Annotated in this window: 15 protein-coding genes and 2 tRNA genes; 13 read left to right on the top strand and 4 right to left on the bottom strand. The window is 57.1% G+C overall.

All coding sequences use genetic code 11. The features are described from left to right. The first annotated feature begins 201 nt into the window (after positions 1 to 201). The 3 genes from gltX (at position 202) to R3F64_RS10315 (ending at position 1,962) form a co-directional block, all read left to right on the top strand. Positions 202 to 1,680 carry a glutamate--tRNA ligase gene (gene gltX / locus R3F64_RS10305; RefSeq protein WP_085917364.1) on the top strand — a complete coding sequence of 493 codons (1,479 nt, stop codon included), beginning with the start codon at positions 202 to 204 and terminating at the stop codon, positions 1,678 to 1,680. Between the two features lie 94 nt (positions 1,681 to 1,774). Further along, positions 1,775 to 1,850: transfer RNA gene (locus tag R3F64_RS10310), tRNA-Ala, on the top strand. 36 nt (positions 1,851 to 1,886) lie between these two features. Further along, a tRNA-Glu gene (locus R3F64_RS10315) sits at positions 1,887 to 1,962 on the top strand. A 385-nt stretch (positions 1,963 to 2,347) separates the two neighbouring features. Here R3F64_RS10315 and R3F64_RS10320 read toward each other — a convergent pair. Then, positions 2,348 to 3,229, bottom strand: coding sequence for an NAD(P)-dependent oxidoreductase (locus tag R3F64_RS10320; protein ID WP_332611294.1), 882 nt, complete (start codon positions 3,227 to 3,229; stop codon positions 2,348 to 2,350). Positions 3,230 to 3,332: 103 nt separating this feature from the next. Beyond that, the gene (gene gltA / locus R3F64_RS10325; RefSeq protein WP_085917366.1) at positions 3,333 to 4,619 is read right to left on the bottom strand and encodes a citrate synthase; all 1,287 of its coding nucleotides are present in this window, start codon (positions 4,617 to 4,619) and stop codon (positions 3,333 to 3,335) included. A 487-nt stretch (positions 4,620 to 5,106) separates the two neighbouring features. Here gltA and sdhC point away from each other — a divergent pair, with 487 nt between their 5' ends. From sdhC to sucD, 9 genes are all read left to right on the top strand, one after another. Continuing rightward, on the top strand, positions 5,107 to 5,484 hold the full coding sequence (gene sdhC / locus R3F64_RS10330; protein ID WP_085917367.1) for a succinate dehydrogenase, cytochrome b556 subunit: 378 nt from the start codon (positions 5,107 to 5,109) through the stop codon (positions 5,482 to 5,484). Next, positions 5,478 to 5,825 carry a succinate dehydrogenase, hydrophobic membrane anchor protein gene (sdhD, locus tag R3F64_RS10335; RefSeq protein WP_085917368.1) on the top strand — a complete coding sequence of 116 codons (348 nt, stop codon included), beginning with the start codon at positions 5,478 to 5,480 and terminating at the stop codon, positions 5,823 to 5,825. The genes sdhC and sdhD overlap by 7 nt, the downstream gene beginning before the upstream one ends. Positions 5,826 to 5,828: 3 nt before the next feature. Then, positions 5,829 to 7,601, top strand: a complete 1,773-nt coding sequence (gene sdhA / locus R3F64_RS10340) for a succinate dehydrogenase flavoprotein subunit (RefSeq protein ID WP_085917369.1) — start codon at positions 5,829 to 5,831, stop codon at positions 7,599 to 7,601. Positions 7,602 to 7,625: 24 nt separating this feature from the next. Next, positions 7,626 to 8,336 carry a succinate dehydrogenase iron-sulfur subunit gene (locus R3F64_RS10345; protein WP_066317198.1) on the top strand — a complete coding sequence of 237 codons (711 nt, stop codon included), beginning with the start codon at positions 7,626 to 7,628 and terminating at the stop codon, positions 8,334 to 8,336. A gap of 324 nt (positions 8,337 to 8,660) precedes the next feature. Continuing rightward, positions 8,661 to 11,492: a 2-oxoglutarate dehydrogenase E1 component gene (locus R3F64_RS10350; RefSeq protein WP_085917370.1), complete on the top strand. Its 2,832-nt coding sequence runs from the start codon at positions 8,661 to 8,663 to the stop codon at positions 11,490 to 11,492. Between the two features lie 38 nt (positions 11,493 to 11,530). After that, entirely contained in the window at positions 11,531 to 13,126 is a 1,596-nt protein-coding gene (gene odhB, locus R3F64_RS10355; RefSeq protein WP_085917371.1) for a 2-oxoglutarate dehydrogenase complex dihydrolipoyllysine-residue succinyltransferase, read from the top strand. Positions 13,127 to 13,216: 90 nt separating this feature from the next. Beyond that, positions 13,217 to 14,656, top strand: a complete 1,440-nt coding sequence (lpdA, locus tag R3F64_RS10360; protein ID WP_309782677.1) for a dihydrolipoyl dehydrogenase — start codon at positions 13,217 to 13,219, stop codon at positions 14,654 to 14,656. Between the two features lie 161 nt (positions 14,657 to 14,817). Continuing rightward, on the top strand, positions 14,818 to 15,984 hold the full coding sequence (gene sucC, locus R3F64_RS10365) for an ADP-forming succinate--CoA ligase subunit beta (RefSeq protein ID WP_066317210.1): 1,167 nt from the start codon (positions 14,818 to 14,820) through the stop codon (positions 15,982 to 15,984). After that, positions 15,984 to 16,856, top strand: coding sequence for a succinate--CoA ligase subunit alpha (gene sucD, locus R3F64_RS10370; protein WP_066317215.1), 873 nt, complete (start codon positions 15,984 to 15,986; stop codon positions 16,854 to 16,856). Before sucC ends, sucD begins: the two co-directional genes overlap by 1 nt. Before the next feature lie 53 nt (positions 16,857 to 16,909). On the opposite strand, the gene R3F64_RS10375 is transcribed toward sucD, so the two are convergent. Together R3F64_RS10375 and R3F64_RS10380 are read right to left on the bottom strand one after the other, a co-directional pair. Beyond that, positions 16,910 to 18,001, bottom strand: a complete 1,092-nt coding sequence (locus R3F64_RS10375) for a lysylphosphatidylglycerol synthase transmembrane domain-containing protein (RefSeq protein WP_332611304.1) — start codon at positions 17,999 to 18,001, stop codon at positions 16,910 to 16,912. Further along, complete coding sequence (locus R3F64_RS10380; RefSeq protein ID WP_264827651.1) at positions 17,949 to 19,067, bottom strand: glycosyltransferase family 4 protein; 1,119 nt, start codon at positions 19,065 to 19,067, stop codon at positions 17,949 to 17,951. The genes R3F64_RS10375 and R3F64_RS10380 overlap by 53 nt, the downstream gene beginning before the upstream one ends. A gap of 220 nt (positions 19,068 to 19,287) precedes the next feature. On the opposite strand from R3F64_RS10380, the gene R3F64_RS10385 reads away from it, so the two are divergent. Then, positions 19,288 to 19,704, top strand: a complete 417-nt coding sequence (locus tag R3F64_RS10385) for a CopG family transcriptional regulator (protein WP_199285027.1) — start codon at positions 19,288 to 19,290, stop codon at positions 19,702 to 19,704. The last annotated feature ends 8 nt before the right edge of the window (positions 19,705 to 19,712 follow it).

A 19,712-nucleotide genomic window follows, 5' to 3' on the forward strand; every position in this document is an offset into this window, starting at 1 on the left:
GCTGAAAACAGGGCCTGAATTCAGGTGGTCCGCACCACGACATACTAAGCGATTGTGCAATAACGCGCATTTTTTTCCAGACAACGTTTATTTAACCCACATGTGACGCTTTCTGACGGGAGTCGTTCCCTACGCGATGGTGTTGGTTGAGCACTGGGTGCGTATAATATCGCCACGCTTTATTGCCAAAAGGACGCTCCAATGACCGTACGTACCCGAATTGCGCCATCGCCGACGGGAGATCCCCATGTTGGTACGGCGTATATTGCGCTGTTTAACCTATGTTTCGCACGTCAGCACGGCGGCCAGTTTATCCTGCGCATCGAAGACACCGACCGGGTGCGCTCCACACCAGAATCGGAACAGATGATTCTGGATTCGCTGCGCTGGTTGGGTCTTGAGTGGGATGAAGGTCCGGATGTGGGAGGGCCGCATGGTCCGTATCGGCAAAGCGAGCGTGGCGATATTTACGCGCAATATGCCCAGCAACTGCTGGATGACGGGCACGCGTTCAAGTGCTATCGCACCAGCGAAGAACTGGATGAGCTGCGCGAGGGACGTAAGGCTGCCGGCATGCAGTTAGCATTAAAGCCTGCCGATCTGGCTTTGGATGAAGCTGAAGCGGCGCGTCGGGCGGCAGAAGGCTGGCCCTTTGTGGTGCGTATGCAGGTGCCAAACGACGGCGTGTGCGTGGTGGGTGACATGCTGCGTGGCAACATTGAAGTGGACTGGGCACAGGTAGACGCGCAGATTCTGCTCAAATCGGATGGCATGCCCACTTACCATCTGGCCAATGTGGTGGACGACCATTTGATGGGCATTACCCATGTGCTGCGGGGTGAGGAGTGGATCAATTCTGCCCCCAAACACCAGCTGCTTTACGAGTACTTCGGTTGGGAGATGCCGCAGCTTTGCCACATGCCGCTGTTGCGTAACCCGGATAAGTCGAAGCTTTCAAAGCGCAAGAATCCGACCTCGATTAATTACTACCGCCGCATGGGGTTTCTACCCCAGGCTGTGACCAACTACCTGGGTCGAATGGGTTGGTCGATGCCCGACGAGCGCGAAAAGTTCAGCCTTGTGGAAATGATGGAAGCCTTCGATGTTCAGCGTGTCTCCTTGGGCGGGCCGGTGTTCGATCTGGAAAAGCTGACCTGGCTGAACGGGGTTTACATCCGCGAAGACCTTGATGACGACGGGTTACTGATGGCACTGCGTGAGTGGGCCTTTAATGAAGACTACGTAAAGCAGATCCTGCCGCAGATTCGCCCGCGTATCGAAACCCTTGCCCAGGCGACGCCATTGGCAGGGCACTTCTTCTCCGGCTTGCCCGATCTGAAAGAGCAGGACTTCGACAGCGTCAAGCTGGAAAAAGACGATTTGGTCAAGCTGCTGCAATTCCTGGTCTGGCGTTTTGAAGTGGTGCCAGCGTGGCATAAAGAGGCCCTGCTTGAAGAAGTTAAGACATTGGCCGGGCACTTTGATCTGAAAATGAAGGCTTTCCTGGCACCTGTGTTCATCGCCATTACCGGTAGTAGTACAAGTACATCGGTGATGGATGCGATGGCGATTCTAGGTTCAGACGTGACGCGGGCAAGGCTCCGCCATGCGATTGAGGTGCTTGGCGGCGTTTCCAAGAAGCAGGCCAAGCGTCTTGAGAAAGAGTTTCGCGATCTATAAGAACCGCCCATTATAATAGCCCAAACATTTTGGTATTTTCTTGGTTGACGAAGGCGAGCGTAATCAGTAATATACGCCCGTCTTCGCGACACGTGGGGCCTTAGCTCAGCTGGGAGAGCGCAACACTGGCAGTGTTGAGGTCAGCGGTTCGATCCCGCTAGGCTCCACCAATATTGACTTCGTCATACGCGAAGTGCGCTTGATACGTCCCATTCGTCTAGTGGTCCAGGACACCGCCCTTTCACGGCGGTAACAGGGGTTCGAACCCCCTATGGGACGCCACCATGTTTCTGCATTATCCCTTCCTTACTGGTAGCGCTATAAAGCCCATTTGATGTGCTTACCCATGTCTATGCCTCGCTGTTTTATAACCCTCATTATGTGCTGAAAATACACTGATTCAGGGTATTTTGTACTTGACTTGTCCACTTTTGCGTTTTTGTGAAACAGGTTGTGCACAACCCCGCGATGCGAGTGCGCTAAATCATTGTTTTATTATTATTTGTTTAAAAACAGTAACTTGCGCAAGGTTAAAAAATGACCAATTTAAGACGTCCCCGCTAATCATGGCGATTGTGGGACGTTTTCTAGTGGTTGTGAACAGGGTTATCCACAGATAGTGTGGAAAACCCTGGCGAGGTTAGCAGAGGGGTGAAAAGTCAAGCATCTATTGCACTTTGCGCAGCCGTTTTAGCAGCGATGAGGTATCCCAGCGGCCGCCGCCGAGTCGTTGCACATCGGCATAAAATTGATCCACCAGGGCAGTCACTGGCAAGGTGGCGTCAAAGTGGCGCGCTTGGGATAAACAGATAGCAAGGTCCTTGCGCATCCAGTCCACTGCGAAGCCATGTTCGTATTCGTCGGCAATCATCGTTTTGTGGCGATTCTCCATTTGCCATGAGCCCGCGGCACCTTTGGATACCACATCGATGACCTGTTGCTGATCAAGGCCGGCCTGCTCTGCAAAATGCAAGCCCTCGGCCAGGCCCTGGACCAGCCCCGCGATGCAGATCTGGTTGACCATTTTGGTCAACTGCCCGCTGCTGGCATCGCCTACCAGTGTCAGGGCGCGGGCGTAGTGATCAAGAACGGGCTCTACGATATCGAAGTGGGCTTGTTGGCCGCCGCACATGATGGTCAGCGCCCCCTTTTCTGCACCCTGCTGGCCGCCTGATACGGGGGCGTCGAGAAAGGCGATACCCTGTTGGCGGCAGGCGGTATCAAGCTCCAGGGCCAGGTCCGCCGATGCGGTGGTGTGATCAACCAGAAAGCTGCCGTCCGCCATGCCGTGGAGCACGCCGTTTTCCCCGGTTGTCACCTGTCTCACATCGTCATCGTTGCCGACGCAGACCAGGACGAGATCTGCGCCTTCGGCGGCTTCGCGAGGCGTGGCGTGGGCGCTGCCTCCGTATTCGCTTACCCAGGCGTCAGCTTTGCTGCTGGTGCGGTTGTAAACACGTGTGGTGAGCCCTTGTTTGGCAAGGTGCCCCGCCATGGGATAGCCCATAACGCCTAGACCGATAAATGCGACTGTCTTGATCGTAGCCATAAATCACCTGATTGTTGATGTGTTGTGAATTAATGATGGCAGAAATACAAAAGGCCACCCTGGGGCGGCCTTTGTATGCTCATTTCACTCTGCGTAACGCGGCTTACTTTTTAGGGTAGTCGCGTTGCTCGTGGCCAACGTAAAGCTGGCGAGGACGACCGATCTTGTAGCTTTCGCTGAGCATCTCGTTCCAGTGCGAGATCCAGCCGATGGTGCGTGATACCGCAAAGATCACCGTGAACATGTTTCTCGGCACACCCATGGCCTTCAGGATGATGCCTGAATAGAAATCGACGTTCGGGTACAGCTTGCGCTCGATGAAGTAGTCATCTTCAAGGGCGATCTGCTCCAGGCGCTTGGCGATCTTGAGCTGCGGGTCATCTGCCATGCCCAGCTCGGCCAGTACTTCGTCGCAGGTCTCTTTCATGACCTTCGCACGCGGGTCGAAGTTGCGATAAACGCGGTGACCAAAGCCCATCAGCTTGAACGGGTCGTCTTTATCCTTGGCTTTATCAACAAAGCGCTGGATATTTTCTTCGGACTCGTCGCCGATTTCGTCGAGCATCGCCAGTACCGCTTCGTTGGCGCCGCCGTGCGCCGGTCCCCATAGAGCCGCAATGCCGGCACTGATGCAAGCGAAGGGGTTGGCGCCGGTTGAGCCTGCCAGGCGAACAGTGGAGGTAGACGCGTTTTGCTCGTGATCCGCATGCAGCATGAAGATGCGGTCCATGGCTTTAGCGTACACCGGATTGATTTTGTACTCTTCGCAGGGGTTGCTGAACATCATGTAGAGGAAGTTCTCTGCATAGCTCAGCTCATTGCGTGGATAGTTGAACGGCTGACCGATGTTGTACTTGTACGACATCGCGGCGATCGTCGGCATCTTGGCGATCAAGCGAATAGCGCTAATTTCGCGGTCTTCTTCTTTGGTGATGTCCATGTGGTCGTGGTAGAAAGCCGCTAGACCGCCGACAACACCACACAGGATCGACATCGGGTGCGCGTCGCGACGAAACCCTTTAAAGAAGTTGTTGATCTGGTCGTGGACCATGGTGTGATTACGGATGCGCGACTCGAAATCTGCATACTGCTTGTCGTCAGGTAGGTCACCGAACAGCAGGGTGTAGCACATTTCAACGAAATTGGACTCTTTCGCCAGTTGGTCAATGGGATAGCCGCGGTGTAGCAACACGCCCTTGCCACCATCGATGTAGGTAATGGCAGACTGGCAGGAAGAGGTGGCCATGAAGCCTGGGTCGTAGGTAAACAGGCCCTCGGCACCCAGGGCGCGAACGTCGATAACGTCTGGGCCAAGTGAGCCGGAGTACATCGGTAGTTCGATCGTTTTATCTAGACCGTCTACCGTTAATGTTGCTTTCCTGTCAGCCATGCTGGCCTCCTTTCGAGTTCGGGTTGGGACGTAAAGTCGGTGCTGCGCATACCGCGCCGGCGAAAAGGCCTGCCCACTATAGAAGCGTGCGTCATTTTGTCAATTAGCCCTATCGCTAGGTATGCTTGTACAGTGTGTATTGTCTTGGTTAATAATTGTCCATGGTTGACGTGTCGCTTTGAGCGGAAAATGTTATCTCAGGGATAATACGTTAACCTGCTTACTAACGAGCTTGCTTACCGACACTATAGCGATGCTGCGATGCAAAATCGACTCACAATACGGAGTTTTTTCTTGCACAATGGTCGAGTAAAGCCTTAGTTCGGTTTGTCAGCGGGGGCTAAGCTTCTTATAATCTCTGGCGCACGACCGGTAGGTTGGTGGTCGTGCCAGACTTGGCAACGGCCGAGCCCCTTCCAGTAATCACTGCCCGCTCGGGCTATGCCCGACCTGTCGCAGAGCGGGCCAATAAGAGTGTGTATAAGCCGTGAATAGCAAACGACCCGTAAATTTAGACCTGACGACGATACACTTTCCACTCCCGGCATTGACGTCGATTGCACACCGCATCACCGGTGTCATCCTCTTTGTTGGCCTCATTTTCGCTTTCTGGGCACTCGGTAAATCGCTGTCTTCACCGGCAGGCTTTGATGCCGTTAGTAGTGCCCTGGCCAATAACTTTTTCGCCAAGTTCGTGGCTTGGGGCCTGTTATCGGCGCTGGCGTTTCATTTCGTCGCGGGCATTAAACACCTGCTGATGGATGTAAACATAGGCGTAACGCTCGAGGGCGGTGTGAAAAAAGCGCAAATCACGGTGGTGGTAAGCGCGATTCTGATTATTCTGGCAGGAGTCTGGGTATGGTAACCAACATCACAAGCTTTGGCCGTAGCGGCCTGTCCGACTGGCTGATGCAGCGTTTTTCAGCGGTGGTGCTGGCCATTTACACCGTTTTCATGGTGGCCTATCTGCTGTTCAACCCTGACCTGGATTACTACGCCTGGACGGCGCTGTTCGATCAGACCTGGATGCGGATTTTTTCCCTGCTGGCGTTTATCTCAGTAGCCGCGCACGCCTGGATAGGTCTGTGGACCGTGACGACCGACTATCTTAAATCCACCTTCGTTCGCGTAGGTGCCCAGTCTCTCATCATTCTGGCCATCTTTGTGTACCTGGTGTGGGGCATTCAAATTCTGTGGGGAGCTTGATACATGTCTAACCTACGTAGCCTGACCTTTGACGCCATTATCATCGGTGGCGGTGGCTCTGGCCTGCGCGCTGCTCTAGAGCTTGCGAAATCCGGTAAGAAGACAGCCGTATTGTCGAAAGTATTCCCGACGCGTTCCCACACTGTTTCTGCCCAGGGTGGAATTACCTGTGCTATCGCATCTTCCGACCCCGATGACGACTGGCGTTGGCACATGTATGACACCGTCAAGGGCGGCGACTATATCGCTGACCAGGATGCGTCGGAGTACATGTGTTCTGAGGGTCCGAAAGCGGTCTTTGAGCTTGAGCACATGGGCCTGCCGTTCTCGCGCTTCGATAATGGCCGCATCTATCAGCGCCCGTTCGGTGGTCAGTCGAAAAATTTCGGCGAAGGTGGCCAGGCGGCACGTACCTGCGCCGCGGCCGACCGTACCGGCCATGCGCTGTTGCATACGCTGTACCAGAACAACCTCAAGAACAACACAACGTTCTTGAACGAATGGTACGCGGTGGATCTGGTGAAAAATTCCGAGGGCGACGTCGTCGGTTGTATTGCCATGTGCATCGAAACCGGCGAAGTGGTCCACGTGAAGTCGAAAGCCACCGTACTGGCCACCGGCGGTGCAGGGCGTATCTACGCTTCGACCACCAACGCCCTGATCAACACCGGCGACGGTATCGGTATGGCGCTGCGCGCCGGCTTCCCGATGCAGGACATGGAAATGTGGCAATTCCACCCGACCGGTATTTACGGTGCGGGCACGCTGGTTACCGAAGGCTGTCGTGGTGAAGGTGGTTACCTGATCAACAAGGACGGCGAGCGCTTCATGGAGCGTTACGCGCCAAACGCCAAAGACCTGGCGGGCCGCGACGTCGTCGCGCGTTCCATGGTCATGGAAATCCTCGAAGGTCGTGGCTGTGGCGAGAACGGCGATCACGTCTTCCTGAAGCTTGATCACCTGGGTGAAGAGGTCCTTGGTAAGCGCCTGCCGGGTATCGTTGAGCTGTCCAAAACGTTTGCCCACGTCGATCCGGCGAAAGATCCGATTCCGGTCGTGCCGACCTGCCACTACATGATGGGCGGTATCCCGACCAACATTCATGGCCAGGCGATCACTCAAGACGAAAGCGGCAAAGACCACATCGTTAACGGCTTATACGCCTGCGGCGAAGCGGCGTGTGTATCGGTCCACGGGGCCAACCGTCTGGGCGGCAACTCACTGCTCGACCTGGTGGTCTTCGGCCGTGCTGCAGGCATGTTCATCGAGGGTGCGCTGAACGAAGGTATTGATTACCTGGATGCCTCTGAGTCTGATATTGCCTCGGCCATGAAGCGTATTACCCGCTGGAACGAATCAGAAGGTGGCGAGAGCATCCCCGCGCTGAAGGCGGAGCTTCAAGACATCATGCAGACCTCTTTCGGTGTTTTCCGCGAAGAGAAAAACATGCAGGAAGGTGTCAAGAAACTCGAGGAGCTACGCAGTCGGATTGCGAACGCCCATCTGCCTGACAAATCCAATGCGTTTAACACTGCGCGTGTTGAAGCCCTGGAACTCGATAACCTGATGGAAGTGGCCGAAGCGACGGCGATCGCGGCCCTTGAGCGTAAAGAAAGCCGTGGTGCGCACTCGCGCTACGACTACCCTGACCGTGATGATGTCAACTGGCTGAAGCACTCGCTCTACTTCCCGATGTCCAAAGAACTCAAGAAGCGCGACGTCAACTTCAAGCCGAAAACCGTTGATACGTTCGAACCCAAGGTTCGTACCTACTAATCTCTGCAACGAGAGGGAGTCACTATGTCCAATCTTCAGGTATCCATATACCGCTATAATCCGGAAACCGACTCCGCACCCTATATGCAGGAGTTTCAGGTCGATACCAAGGGTCGCGATGTAATGGTGCTGGATGTTCTTCACATGATGAAAGAACAGGACAGCGGTCTGGCATTTCGCCGTAGCTGCCGCGAAGGGGTGTGCGGCTCAGACGGCATGAACATGAACGGCAAGAATGGTCTGGCCTGCATTACGCCGTTGTCCGAGGTCGTGAAAGGCAACAAGCTGACCTTGCGTCCACTGCCTGGCTTGCCGGTCATCCGCGATATGGTCGTTGATATGGGGCTGTTCTATAAGCAGTACGAGCGTATTCAGCCGTACCTGCAGAACGATACCCCCGCACCGGCGATTGAGCGCCTGCAGTCCCCGGAAGAGCGCGACAAGCTGGACGGCCTTTATGAGTGCATTCTGTGCGCTTGCTGTTCAACCTCGTGCCCATCTTTCTGGTGGAACCCGGATAAATTTGTCGGCCCGGCAGGCCTGCTGCAGTCGTATCGCTTCCTTGCGGATTCGCGCGATACGGCGACCAGCGAGCGCTTGACCGATCTGGAAGATCCGTTTTCCGTGTTCCGCTGCCGCGGCATCATGAACTGTGTGGCGGTGTGCCCGAAAGGGCTGAACCCCACACGGGCGATTGGCAAGATTCGTGAGATGTTGCTGGCAGATGCCACGTAAAATAAGGGGCTTTTATGCATAAAAAGCGGATGCCACTTAAGTTGCGCACAAATGGCACTTAAATCGTGGCGCTTCGCTTGTTATCATAGTGCCTGTCATATGGTGCGGCGACGCGCCGCACCATATGACCAGTCAAGTTTAAAAGCCGGTGCCGTGAGTACCGGCTTTTGAGCATGAACTGATAAGAAATTGAGTTGAAAAGGGTTTCCGGCCGCTGGTCGGTACCGCCGGCAAATGTCCCGCCCCGCCGGCAGGGCAATACCGATGTCGCCGCGGTGACGCGACGATACCGATACCACCCCATCAGTGCAGGGTGACCGAGAAATGCAACAAGGCATAATGGAGTTGATGTGGCGTTCCTCTCACGTTAGTGGTGGCAACGCTCACTACGTGGAAGCGCTTTACGAGCAGTACCTCGCCGATTCTGAATCTGTCCCTGACGAGTGGCGCAACTATTTTGACCAGTTGCCTCGCCCGGAGGGCAGTGCCACCCACGATGTCCCGCTAAGCCCTATTCGTGATCAGTTCTATCAGTTGGGGCGTGAAAATCGTCCTGCCCGGGTAGCTGCCGCTGAAAGTGGCGAAAACAAGAAGCAGGTGAAAGTCCTGCAGCTGATCAACGCTTATCGCTTTCGAGGTCATCAAAAGGCCAATATCGACCCGCTTGGGCTGCGCAATCCCACCCCCGTTCCCGATCTCGACCTCTCTTTCCACCAGCTTTCAAAAGCTGATCTGGACACCGAGTTTCAGACTGGTTCTTTCTTTCTAGGTATCGACAAGGCGCCGTTGCGCGACATTGTCGATGCCCTTGATCGTACCTACTGTCGCTCGATTGGCTGCGAGATCATGCACATTGTCGATACCGAAGAAAAACGCTGGCTGCAGCGGCGTTTCGAATCGGTTCGCAGTGCGCCCAAATTCAGTGATGACGTGCGCAAGCACGTGCTGGAGCGCCTGACGGCGGCCGAAGGCCTGGAAAACTACCTGGCGTCCAAGTATCCGGGTACCAAGCGCTTCGGTCTGGAAGGCGGCGAAGCCTTTGTACCGATGATGGACGAACTTATCCAGCGGGCAGGCGGTTACGGCACTAAAGAAGTCGTCATTGGGATGGCTCACCGCGGTCGCCTCAACCTGCTGGTCAACATTCTGGGTAAAAACCCGGCTGACTTGATCGACGAGTTCGACGGCAAAAAAGTCATCGAGCGCGGTTCAGGCGACGTGAAATATCACCAGGGCTTTAGCTCGAACGTCATGTCACCAGGCGGCGAAGTCCATCTGGCCATGTCGTTCAACCCCTCGCATCTGGAAATCGTCGCGCCCGTTGTCGAAGGCTCGGTACGTGCCCGCCAGGATCGTCGTAATGATGAAGAGGGCAGCAAAGTACTGCCCATCAATGTCCATGGTGATGCGGCCTTTGCGGGTCAGGGCGTGGTCATGGAGACATTCCAGATGTCCCAGACCCGTGCCTACAAGACCGGCGGCACGGTTCACATCGTGATCAACAACCAGGTGGGCTTTACCACGTCGCACCCGCTGGATTCGCGCTCCACGGAATACTGTACTGATATCGCCAAGATGGTTCAGGCGCCGATTTTTCACGTTAACGGCGACGATGCGGACGCGGTACTCCACGCTACCCAGGTCGCTTTGGACTACCGGCAGGAGTTCAAGAAAGACGTGGTCATCGATCTTGTCTGCTACCGTCGGCGCGGCCACAACGAAGCCGACGAGCCGTCGGGTACCCAGCCGATGATGTACTCGAAGATCAAGGATCATCCTTCTTCGCGCACCTTGTATGCCAAACGTCTGGTCGAGCAGGGCGTATTGTCTGAAGAAGATGCCAAGGCGATGATCGAGACCTACCGCGATGACCTGGTGGCCGGTAACCACGTGGCCAATGCGCTGGTTCAGGAGCCTAACAAGTCGTTGTTCGTCGACTGGACGCCTTACCTTGGCCATGAGTGGACCGGCAATGCCGATACCACCTTCGATATGAAGCGGCTGCAGCAACTGGCGGCGAAAATGTGCGAGATCCCGGATGGGGTTGATGTGCAGCGTCAGGTCGCCAAGATTTACGAAGATCGCCGCAAGATGCAGGCCGGCGGCATGGGGATTAACTGGGGGTTTGGCGAAACGTTGGCCTATGCCACCTTGATCGACCAGGGTCACCCGGTGCGTATTACCGGCCAGGATGTCGGTCGCGGCACTTTCTCCCACCGTCATGCGGTCGTGCACAACCAGAAAGATGGCACCACCTTTGTGCCGTTGCAGAATCTGTCAGACGGTCAGCCGCGCTTTACCATCCACGACTCCATCCTGTCGGAAGAAGCCGTGTTGGCCTTTGAGTACGGTTATTCGACCACGGCCCCCAATGATCTGGTGATTTGGGAAGCCCAGTTCGGTGACTTCTTCAACGGCGCGCAAGTCGTGGTAGATCAGTTCATTTCCTCGGGTGAGACCAAGTGGGGCCGCTTATGCGGTTTAACCATGCTCCTGCCCCATGGTTATGAAGGTCAGGGGCCCGAGCACTCCTCCGCACGTCTGGAGCGTTTCCTGCAGATGTGTGCCGAGCACAATATGCAGGTGTGTGTGCCGACCACCCCCGCGCAGATTTATCACTTGCTGCGTCGTCAGGTGATTCGCCCGTTGCGCAAGCCGCTGGTGGTGATGTCACCAAAATCACTTCTGCGTCACAAGCAGGCGGTTTCCAGCCTCGAAGACCTGGCCCATGGCAAGTTCCATATGGTACTGGCCGACCAGGCCGAGCTGACGGCTGAGAAGGTGAAGCGTGTGATCCTGTGTGCGGGCAAGGTTTACTATGATCTTGTGAATTGGCGTGCAGAGAACGAGCGTCACGATACGGCGATCCTGCGCCTTGAGCAGCTCTACCCCTTCCCTAAAGAAGAGCTTCTTGAAGCCCTTCAGGCATATACCCAGTTGGAAGATATTGTCTGGTGCCAGGAAGAGCCGTTGAACCAGGGTGCCTGGTATTCCAGTCAGCACCATATGCGTTCCGTGGCCGACATGCTGAAAGATGGCCTGGGACGTGATCTGAAATTCGCAGGACGCCCGGCCTCTGCTGCTCCGGCAGCGGGTTATATGTCCGTCCATACTGAACAGCAGCGCCAGCTGGTGGAAGACGCGTTTAATCTTTAAGCGCCCACCGGATTTAGAGAACACATAAGGGAAACGACATGGCTACCGAGATCAAAGCGCCAACCTTTCCGGAATCTGTTGCCGAAGGCACTGTTGCCGCTTGGCATAAGAAACCGGGTGACAGCGTTGAGCGTGACGAGCTGATTGTTGAGATTGAAACCGACAAAGTGGTGCTTGAAGTCGTCGCACCGGAAGCGGGTACCCTGACCGACGTGATGGCTGACGAAGGCGATACCGTCGAGTCCGAGCAGGTGCTGGGCAAAATCGGTGAAGGCGAAGCCTCTGGCGACAGTGGCCAGAAAGAAGCGAAATCGTCTGGCGATGAAAGCGCTGAAAAGTCGGCAGAAAAATCTGACGACGAGCAAGAAGCCAAGAAAGCCGACGGCAATAGCGGTGGTGGCAAGCAGCATGAGGTGAAAGCGCCTAGCTTCCCGGAGTCGGTCCAGGAAGGTACGGTTGCGACCTGGCACAAGAAAGTCGGCGAAGCGGTCAAGCGCGATGAAGTGCTGGCGGATATCGAAACCGACAAGGTCGTGCTTGAAGTTGTTGCCCCGGCCGATGGTGCCCTGTCCGAGATCAAGGCCGAAGAAGGCAGCCAGGTTGAATCAGAAGCGGTACTGGCAACCTTCACCGAAGGGGCTGGTGGCGAAGGCAGCGGCGGCGATGATGCCAAGCCAGCCAAGGCCGAAAGCAGCGGTGACGATGGCGCCGATGAAAAAGTCGGCGACAAGATCCTCGCACCTGCCGCACGCAAGATGGTCGCGGAGCACGACCTGGACGTTGCCAAGATCGAAGGCACCGGGAAGGGCGGACGCATTCTGAAAGAGGATGTGCAGAAAGCCGTTAAATCAGGCTCGGCCAAGAAAACGTCCGGCGGCGCTGCAGCGCCTAAAGGTGCTGCGGCTGCCGCCACTGCCCCCGCGGTAGAAGGTGAGCGCCCAGAAAAACGCGTGCCGATGAGCCGTCTGCGTCAAACCATCGCCAAGCGCCTGGTTGAGGCTCAGCAAACGGCTGCCATGCTGACCACTTACAACGAAGTGGACATGACAGCCGTGATGGAATTACGTGCTCAGTACAAGGACACCTTCCTCAAAGCACACGATACCAAGCTTGGCTTCATGGGCTTCTTCGTCAAGGCGGCTTCCGAAGCGCTCAAGCGCTTCCCGGACGTCAACGCCTCCATCGATGGCACCGACATCGTCTATCATGGCTACCAGGATATCGGCGTTGCCGTTTCGACTCCTCGCGGCCTGGTCGTTCCGGTGTTGCGCGATACCGACAGCATGAAAATCGCTGATGTCGAGAAGACAATCGTCGACTTCGGTAAGCGTGCCCGTGACGGTAAGCTCGGCATCGATGAAATGCAGGGCGGTACCTTTACGATCACCAACGGCGGTATCTTCGGCTCGCTGATGTCGACCCCGATTATCAATCCGCCGCAAACCGCCATCCTGGGGATGCACAAGATTCAGGAACGCCCCATGGCGGTCAATGGCAAGGTCGAGATTCGCCCGATGATGTACCTGGCGGTTTCCTATGATCACCGCATGATTGACGGCAAAGATGCCGTGCAATTCCTGGTGACCATGAAAGAGCTGCTGGAAGATCCCGCACGCCTGTTGCTGGACGTGTAAGGGTCATAACGACCTGTCACATACTCACGTTCAATTGCACCCTGCCTTCTGCCCCAAAAGGGAGGAGGCACCCAAGCTAAAGGAGCCAACATGGCTGACAAGTTTGATGTGATCGTTATTGGTGCCGGCCCCGGTGGTTATGTAGCGGCCATCCGTGCGGCGCAACTCGGGCTGAAAACCGCCTGTGTCGAAAAATGGATCGGCAAGGAAGGTAACGTCGTACATGGCGGTACCTGCCTGAACGTCGGCTGTATCCCGTCCAAGGCGCTGCTCGAAGCATCGCACAAGTTCGTTGAAGCGAAAGACGATTTCGACGACCTGGGTATCCAGGCCGGTGACGTCAGCATGGACGTCAAAAAGATGATGGCCCGCAAGGACAAGATTGTTAAGAACTTGACCGGCGGCATCTCGGGTCTGTTCAAGGCCAACGGCGTCACCGCTATCGACGGCACTGGTAAAGTCATTTCCGGCAAACAAGTGGAAGTGACCGATAAGGACGGCAAGGCCACCACCTACGACGCCGATAATATCGTCGTGGCGGCGGGCTCGGTGCCGGTGGAAATTCCCCCGACGCCGCTGACTGAAGGGCTGATTGTCGATTCCACCGGCGCGCTTGAGTTCACTGAAACGCCGAAGCGTCTGGGCGTGATTGGTGCCGGCATTATCGGCCTGGAGCTGGGCAGCGTGTGGAATCGCCTGGGCTCCGAAGTCACCGTACTGGAAGCCATGGATTCCTTCCTGCCCATGGTCGACGGTGCCATCAGCAAAGAGACCCAGAAGCTGCTCAAGAAGCAGGGCCTGGACATCAAGCTGGGTGCTCGCGTGACCGGGTCGGAAACCAATGGCGACGAAGTTACCGTCAAGTACACCGACGCCGACGGCGAACAGGAAATGACCTTCGACAAGCTGATTGTCAGCGTGGGTCGTCGTCCTTACACCAAAGGCGTGATTGCCGATGGGGTGAGCATCGAGCTTGACGAGCGTGGTTTCATCTTCGTTGACGATCAGTGCCGCACCAATGTTCCGGGCGTTTACGCCATCGGTGACTGCGTTCGCGGCCCGATGCTGGCGCACAAGGCTTCTGAAGAAGGCATCATGGTGGCGGATATCATCGCCGGTCATAAGGCCGAGATGAACTATGACGCCATCCCCAACGTGATCTACACCTTCCCGGAAGTCGCCTGGGTAGGGATTACCGAAGAAGAAGCCAAGGCGAAAGGTATCGAGGTCAAAACCGGTAGCTTCCCCTTCGCGGCCAGTGGCCGTGCGATGGCCAACAACGCCACCGAAGGCAATGCCAAGATCATCGCGGATGCGGAAACCGACCGTATTCTGGGCATGCACATCGTTGGCCAGCACGCCGGTGAGATGATTGCTCAAGGCGTGATTGCCATGGAATTCGGTTCCAGTGCCGAAGACCTGGCGCTGACGTGCTACGCTCACCCGACCATGTCGGAAGCGGTGCATGAAGCGGCGCTCGCGGTTGAAGGCCACGCGATCCATATGGCCAACCGCAAAAAGCGTAAGTAAATTACGCCGTAACAAAAAAGCGCCACCCCAGGGTGGCGCAACGCTTTCGGCCATGTCTTTTCGACGCGGTTTGAAAAACAGAGATCGAAAGCACGGGGATGACAGTTCTTTCAAGGAAACTGATCATCGTTCGAGTCACATGCAACCAATGGCATGAATCGATGAACCTTCACGAGTATCAAGGCAAACAGCTGTTTGCCGATTATGGTCTACCCGTGTCCAAGAGCTTTGCTGTGGACACTCCCGAAGAAGCTGAAGACGCATGTAAAAAGATCGGCGGCGACATGTGGGTGGTCAAAGCCCAGGTGCACGCAGGTGGTCGTGGTAAAGCGGGCGGCGTAAAGCTGATTAAAGACCCGGCTGATGCCAAGGCGTTTGCCGAGCAGTGGCTGGGCAAAAACCTGGTGACCTTCCAGACCGACGAGCACGGCCAGCCAGTTTCCAAGATTCTGATCGAAACCTGCACTGATATCGCCGACGAGCTGTATCTGGGTGCCGTTGTCGATCGTACGACCCGCCGCGTGGTCTTCATGGCCTCTACCGAAGGCGGCGTAGAGATCGAGAAAGTCGCCGAAGAAACGCCCGAAAAGATTCTCAGAGCCGAGATCGACCCGCTGGTCGGCGCACAGCCTTACCAGGCGCGTGAACTGGCCTTTGCACTGGGCCTTTCCGGCGACCAGATCAAGCAGTTCACCAAGATTTTCCTGGGGCTGTCCAAGCTGTTCCATGAGAAAGACCTGGCGCTGCTTGAAATTAACCCGTTGGTCATCACCGACCAGGGCAACTTGCACTGCCTCGACGCCAAGCTTGGCCTCGACAGCAACGCGCTTTACCGTCACCCGGATCTGCAGGCAATGCGCGATCCGTCTCAGGAAGACGAGCGTGAAGCTGAAGCGGCTGCATGGGAGCTCAACTATGTGGCGCTGGATGGCAACATCGGCTGCATGGTCAACGGCGCTGGTCTGGCCATGGGCACCATGGATATCGTCAACCTGAACGGCGGCAAGCCGGCCAACTTCCTCGATGTTGGCGGCGGTGCCACCAAAGAGCGCGTTGCAGAAGCCTTCAAACTGATTCTGTCTGATGACTCCGTCAAGGCCGTACTGGTGAACATCTTCGGCGGCATCGTCCGTTGCGACATGATCGCTGAAGGCATCATCGGTGCCGTTGAGCAGGTGGGTGTCAACGTCCCGGTCGTGGTGCGTCTGGAAGGTAACAACGCCGAGCTAGGCACCGAGAAACTCGCGTCTAGCGGTCTCAACATTATCGCGGCTACCAGTCTGACCGACGCGGCTCAGCAGGTCGTTAAAGCGGCGGAGGGCAAGTAATGAGCATCCTGATCGACAAGAACACCAAGGTCATCTGCCAGGGCTTTACCGGTGGCCAGGGTACGTTCCACTCCGAGCAGGCGATTGCCTACGGTACCCAGATGGTCGGCGGCGTAACGCCGGGCAAAGGCGGCCAGGAGCACCTGGGTCTGCCTGTTTTCAACACCGTGAAAGAAGCGGTAGCGAAAACCGGCGCCGAAGCCAGCGTGATCTATGTACCGGCACCGTTCTGCAAAGATTCAATCCTTGAAGCGGCCAATGCCGGTATCAAGCTGATTGTGTGCATCACGGAAGGCATTGCCACGCTTGACATGCTCGAAGCCAAGGTGAAGTGTGACGAGCTGGGCGTTCGCCTGATCGGACCGAACTGCCCGGGCGTTATTACGCCGGGGGAGTGCAAGATCGGTATCATGCCGGGTCACATTCACCAGCCTGGCCGTGTTGGCATCGTATCGCGCTCGGGTACCTTGACCTACGAAGCGGTCAAGCAGACCACTGATCATGGCTTTGGTCAGTCCAGCTGTGTCGGCATCGGTGGTGACCCGATCCCGGGCTCCAACTTCATCGACATCCTTGAGATGTTCGAGAAAGACCCGAAAACCGAAGCCATCGTCATGATCGGCGAAATCGGCGGCACGGCGGAAGAAGAAGCAGCGGCTTACATCAAAGCCAACGTTTCCAAGCCTGTCGTGGCCTACATTGCCGGTGTGACAGCACCTCCCGGCAAGCGTATGGGCCATGCGGGCGCGATTATCTCTGGCGGTAAAGGCACCGCTGACGAGAAGTTCTCTGCCCTTGAAGACGCCGGTGTTAAAACCGTCCGCTCCCTGGCGGAAATCGGCGACGCGCTGAAAGCAGTGACTGGCTGGTAAACGGTTACGTCGTCTGGCGCTTACAATACGCGCCTGATATGAAAAAAGAGCACCTACGGGTGCTCTTTTTTTGTCTCTGGGAGGTAGCCATCGATTGAGGCGTTACGCCTGAACAAGCGAAATCCGTAGCTGAGAAAAAACGGCGCGCCAGCGGCTAGATAAAGATGGTAGCTGACCAGTCGCCAGATCAGTACCGCAGCGGCGGCCTGTTCAGCGGCCATCAATGGCAGCAGCAGCGAGCCCACGCCGACTTCCGCGGCGCCGGCACCGCCGGGCAAAAAGCTCAGCTGGCTGGCCGCCATGGCCAGCATTTGGGTCAGAAAGGTCCATACCCAATCGATGTTGCCGCCGACGCCCAGCACGGCCAGGTAAAGCAGGCTGTAGCGCATCAGCCAGTGCGCGGTGGTCAGCGCCATCATCGCAAGCAGGGTGGTCCGCGGCAACGCCAGGGTTACCTTCAGCGCCTGACGAAACCCCAAAAAGCCTCGCGCAAGCCGTCGCCGCCGGTAACGGCTGAGCCAGGTGAGCCTGAAGCGCTGCGCGCGCAATAAGCGTGGCAGATGGTAGATCAGCAGGCAGACCAGCGTGGCGATGATCACCAGCCCCGCCAAAGCTGATTGGACCAGCACCTGGTGCGGCCAGTGCACATCACCAATCAACGACCACAGCACCAGCCCGCCGAGCATGCTGAGAAAAAACAGCATGTCGCAGCCCTGGTCAATCAGAAACACGGCACTGCCTTTGGAAGGCGGCAGCCCGCGCTGGGCCAATAGCACCAGCAGCGTGGCGGCACCGCCGCTGCCGCCTGGCGTGGCGCACAGGGCGAATTTGGAGGCCAGCTCAATACCCAGGGCACCATGCTGGCCGAGCGCGCCTGCCCGGCCGCCCAACATCAAACGCAGCCGCGCGGCGTTCAGGTTCCAGCATAGCGCGGCGAGCGTCAGCATCAGCAGCAGGATGCCGAGCGGGAACTGTCCGACTCGCTGCCAGGCGTCGCTGCCGCCGATCCAGGTGGTCAGCAACAGCGGTAACCCCAGGGCCAGAACGATCATTGCGATAGGCAGCGACCGCCAGCGACGTCCGCTGCCGGGTTTAGCGAGGTTGGGGGAGCGCATGGGGCAGGGCGATGTCGGTAAGGCTTTCATAGTGCGCCAGCAGGGCATGCATCACGCTATCCCAGTTGAAATGACGTTCCACATGGCGGCGCGCATAACGGCCGCTGGCGGCAATGTCGTTACTGAACAGCGCTTCGCAGGCATCGGCCATGGCGGCCGGGTCCAGCGGGCGGCACAGAATGCCCGCGCCGAGGGGAACGTTCTCGGCCAGTGCCCCGGCCCTGGCGGCCACTACCGGAATGCCGCTGGCCATGGCTTCCTGGGCGATCAGGCCAAAGGTTTCCCGCGTGCCGGCGTGCACCAGGGCGTCGCTGCTGGCCAGTGCCTTGGCGACCTCGTGCGCGCCGCAACAGCGGTCCACGACGGTGACGTTGCTGGGGACCTGGTGGGGCATCCCCGGGCCCATCAGCAGCAGGTGATAGCCGCCGCCCAGCTTGCGCATGGTGGCCAGCAGTACATCGATATTTTTTTCCCGGGAATAACGGCCGACGAAAACCAGCAGCTTTTTATGCGGGGGGATGCCCATGTTGGCGCGAAACTCAGCATCGTAATGAGTGGGGTGAAAGTGGTTGAGGTCGACGCCCAGCGGCTGAACACACACCTGCTCGACGCCCCAATCCCGCAGACGGTCCGCCATGGCCTGGCAGGGCGCCAGCACACTGTCAAACTGGCCATAGAGGCGGCTCACGTAGCGAATCAAGCGCTGGCGTACGTGCCGTCCAAAGCGGTCACCCATCAAGCGTGGCAGGTCCGAGTGATAAAACCCGACTACGGGCACGCCCAACTGCTGGCCTGCCTCGAGCGCTGCCCAGGCGGTCACGTAGGGGTCGCCTGCCTCGATGATGTCGGGGCGCAGGCCCACCAATGCATTGCGCCAGGGAGCAGACCGCAGGGGAAAGCGATAGCCCTGGCCAAGGGGCAGGCGAAACGCCGGCAGGGTGTGCTGGTCGCCGAGACTGTCCCGTTCCGCGCCCGGGACCAGCAGGCTGGTGCGCAGTTCAGGGTAACGGGAAAAGACGCGATGTTTGGCCTGAAGGTAGGTACGAACGCCGCCGCTGGCGGGGGCGTGAAACATGGTGACATCGGCGATGTGCAAGGGAACCTCCGTGCCGCTTGGATGATGTCAATTATCTTAACCAACAAATAAGTCAGTTCGACGACAGCGGCCGGCTCCCTGTTTATGGGCCTTATTGCGTAGCTAACACTTGACTAATGCCGGGATAGGTCCAAGATACCATCTATATGGATGGTATATGGAGCCCAATTGGATGTTAGGTCGGTTGGGTAATCTCTTCCAGGGCAGCGAGGCATACCCTATGAGCGTGCATGAACTACGCCGTCGATCCGGCGACTCCAGCGAGAAAATCACCATCAACCTGGGCGTTGTCGACCTGGGGCAGATCGACCTGCTGGTCCAGGAAGGCTTCTATTCCAACCGAACCGATCTGATTCGTACGGCCATTCGCAATCAGCTGGCGACCCACGCCGAGGTCGTGAAAGAGACCGTTACCCGCAAGGCATTCGTGCTGGGGCTTGAGCATTACAGTCGCGGGGACCTTGAAGCGCGGCAGGCTGCGGGGGAGATGTTGCAGATTCAGGTGCTGGGAATGGCCAGCATCGCCGATGACGTCACCCCGGAGCTTGCCCTCGCCACTATCCAGTCGGTGGTGGTGCTTGGTGCCTTGCATGCCAGTCCGGCCGTCAAGGCCGCCCTGGCGGATCGAATCCACTAATGAGGGAC

Source organism: Halomonas sp. 5021, assembly GCF_036663435.1.
Taxonomy (GTDB): Bacteria; Pseudomonadota; Gammaproteobacteria; order Pseudomonadales; family Halomonadaceae; genus Vreelandella; species Vreelandella janggokensis.

Coding starts and splice junctions, on each gene's coding strand:
- gltX (WP_085917364.1), top strand. CDS start 202: ATGACCGTACGTACCCGAATTGCGCCATCGCCGACGGGAGATCCCCAT.
- R3F64_RS10385 (WP_199285027.1), top strand. CDS start 19,288: ATGAGCGTGCATGAACTACGCCGTCGATCCGGCGACTCCAGCGAGAAA.
- sucC (WP_066317210.1), top strand. CDS start 14,818: ATGAACCTTCACGAGTATCAAGGCAAACAGCTGTTTGCCGATTATGGT.
- R3F64_RS10345 (WP_066317198.1), top strand. CDS start 7,626: ATGTCCAATCTTCAGGTATCCATATACCGCTATAATCCGGAAACCGAC.
- R3F64_RS10350 (WP_085917370.1), top strand. CDS start 8,661: ATGCAACAAGGCATAATGGAGTTGATGTGGCGTTCCTCTCACGTTAGT.
- odhB (WP_085917371.1), top strand. CDS start 11,531: ATGGCTACCGAGATCAAAGCGCCAACCTTTCCGGAATCTGTTGCCGAA.
- lpdA (WP_309782677.1), top strand. CDS start 13,217: ATGGCTGACAAGTTTGATGTGATCGTTATTGGTGCCGGCCCCGGTGGT.
- R3F64_RS10375 (WP_332611304.1), bottom strand. CDS start 18,001: ATGAAAGCCTTACCGACATCGCCCTGCCCCATGCGCTCCCCCAACCTC.
- sdhA (WP_085917369.1), top strand. CDS start 5,829: ATGTCTAACCTACGTAGCCTGACCTTTGACGCCATTATCATCGGTGGC.
- R3F64_RS10320 (WP_332611294.1), bottom strand. CDS start 3,229: ATGGCTACGATCAAGACAGTCGCATTTATCGGTCTAGGCGTTATGGGC.
- sdhD (WP_085917368.1), top strand. CDS start 5,478: ATGGTAACCAACATCACAAGCTTTGGCCGTAGCGGCCTGTCCGACTGG.
- sucD (WP_066317215.1), top strand. CDS start 15,984: ATGAGCATCCTGATCGACAAGAACACCAAGGTCATCTGCCAGGGCTTT.
- gltA (WP_085917366.1), bottom strand. CDS start 4,619: ATGGCTGACAGGAAAGCAACATTAACGGTAGACGGTCTAGATAAAACG.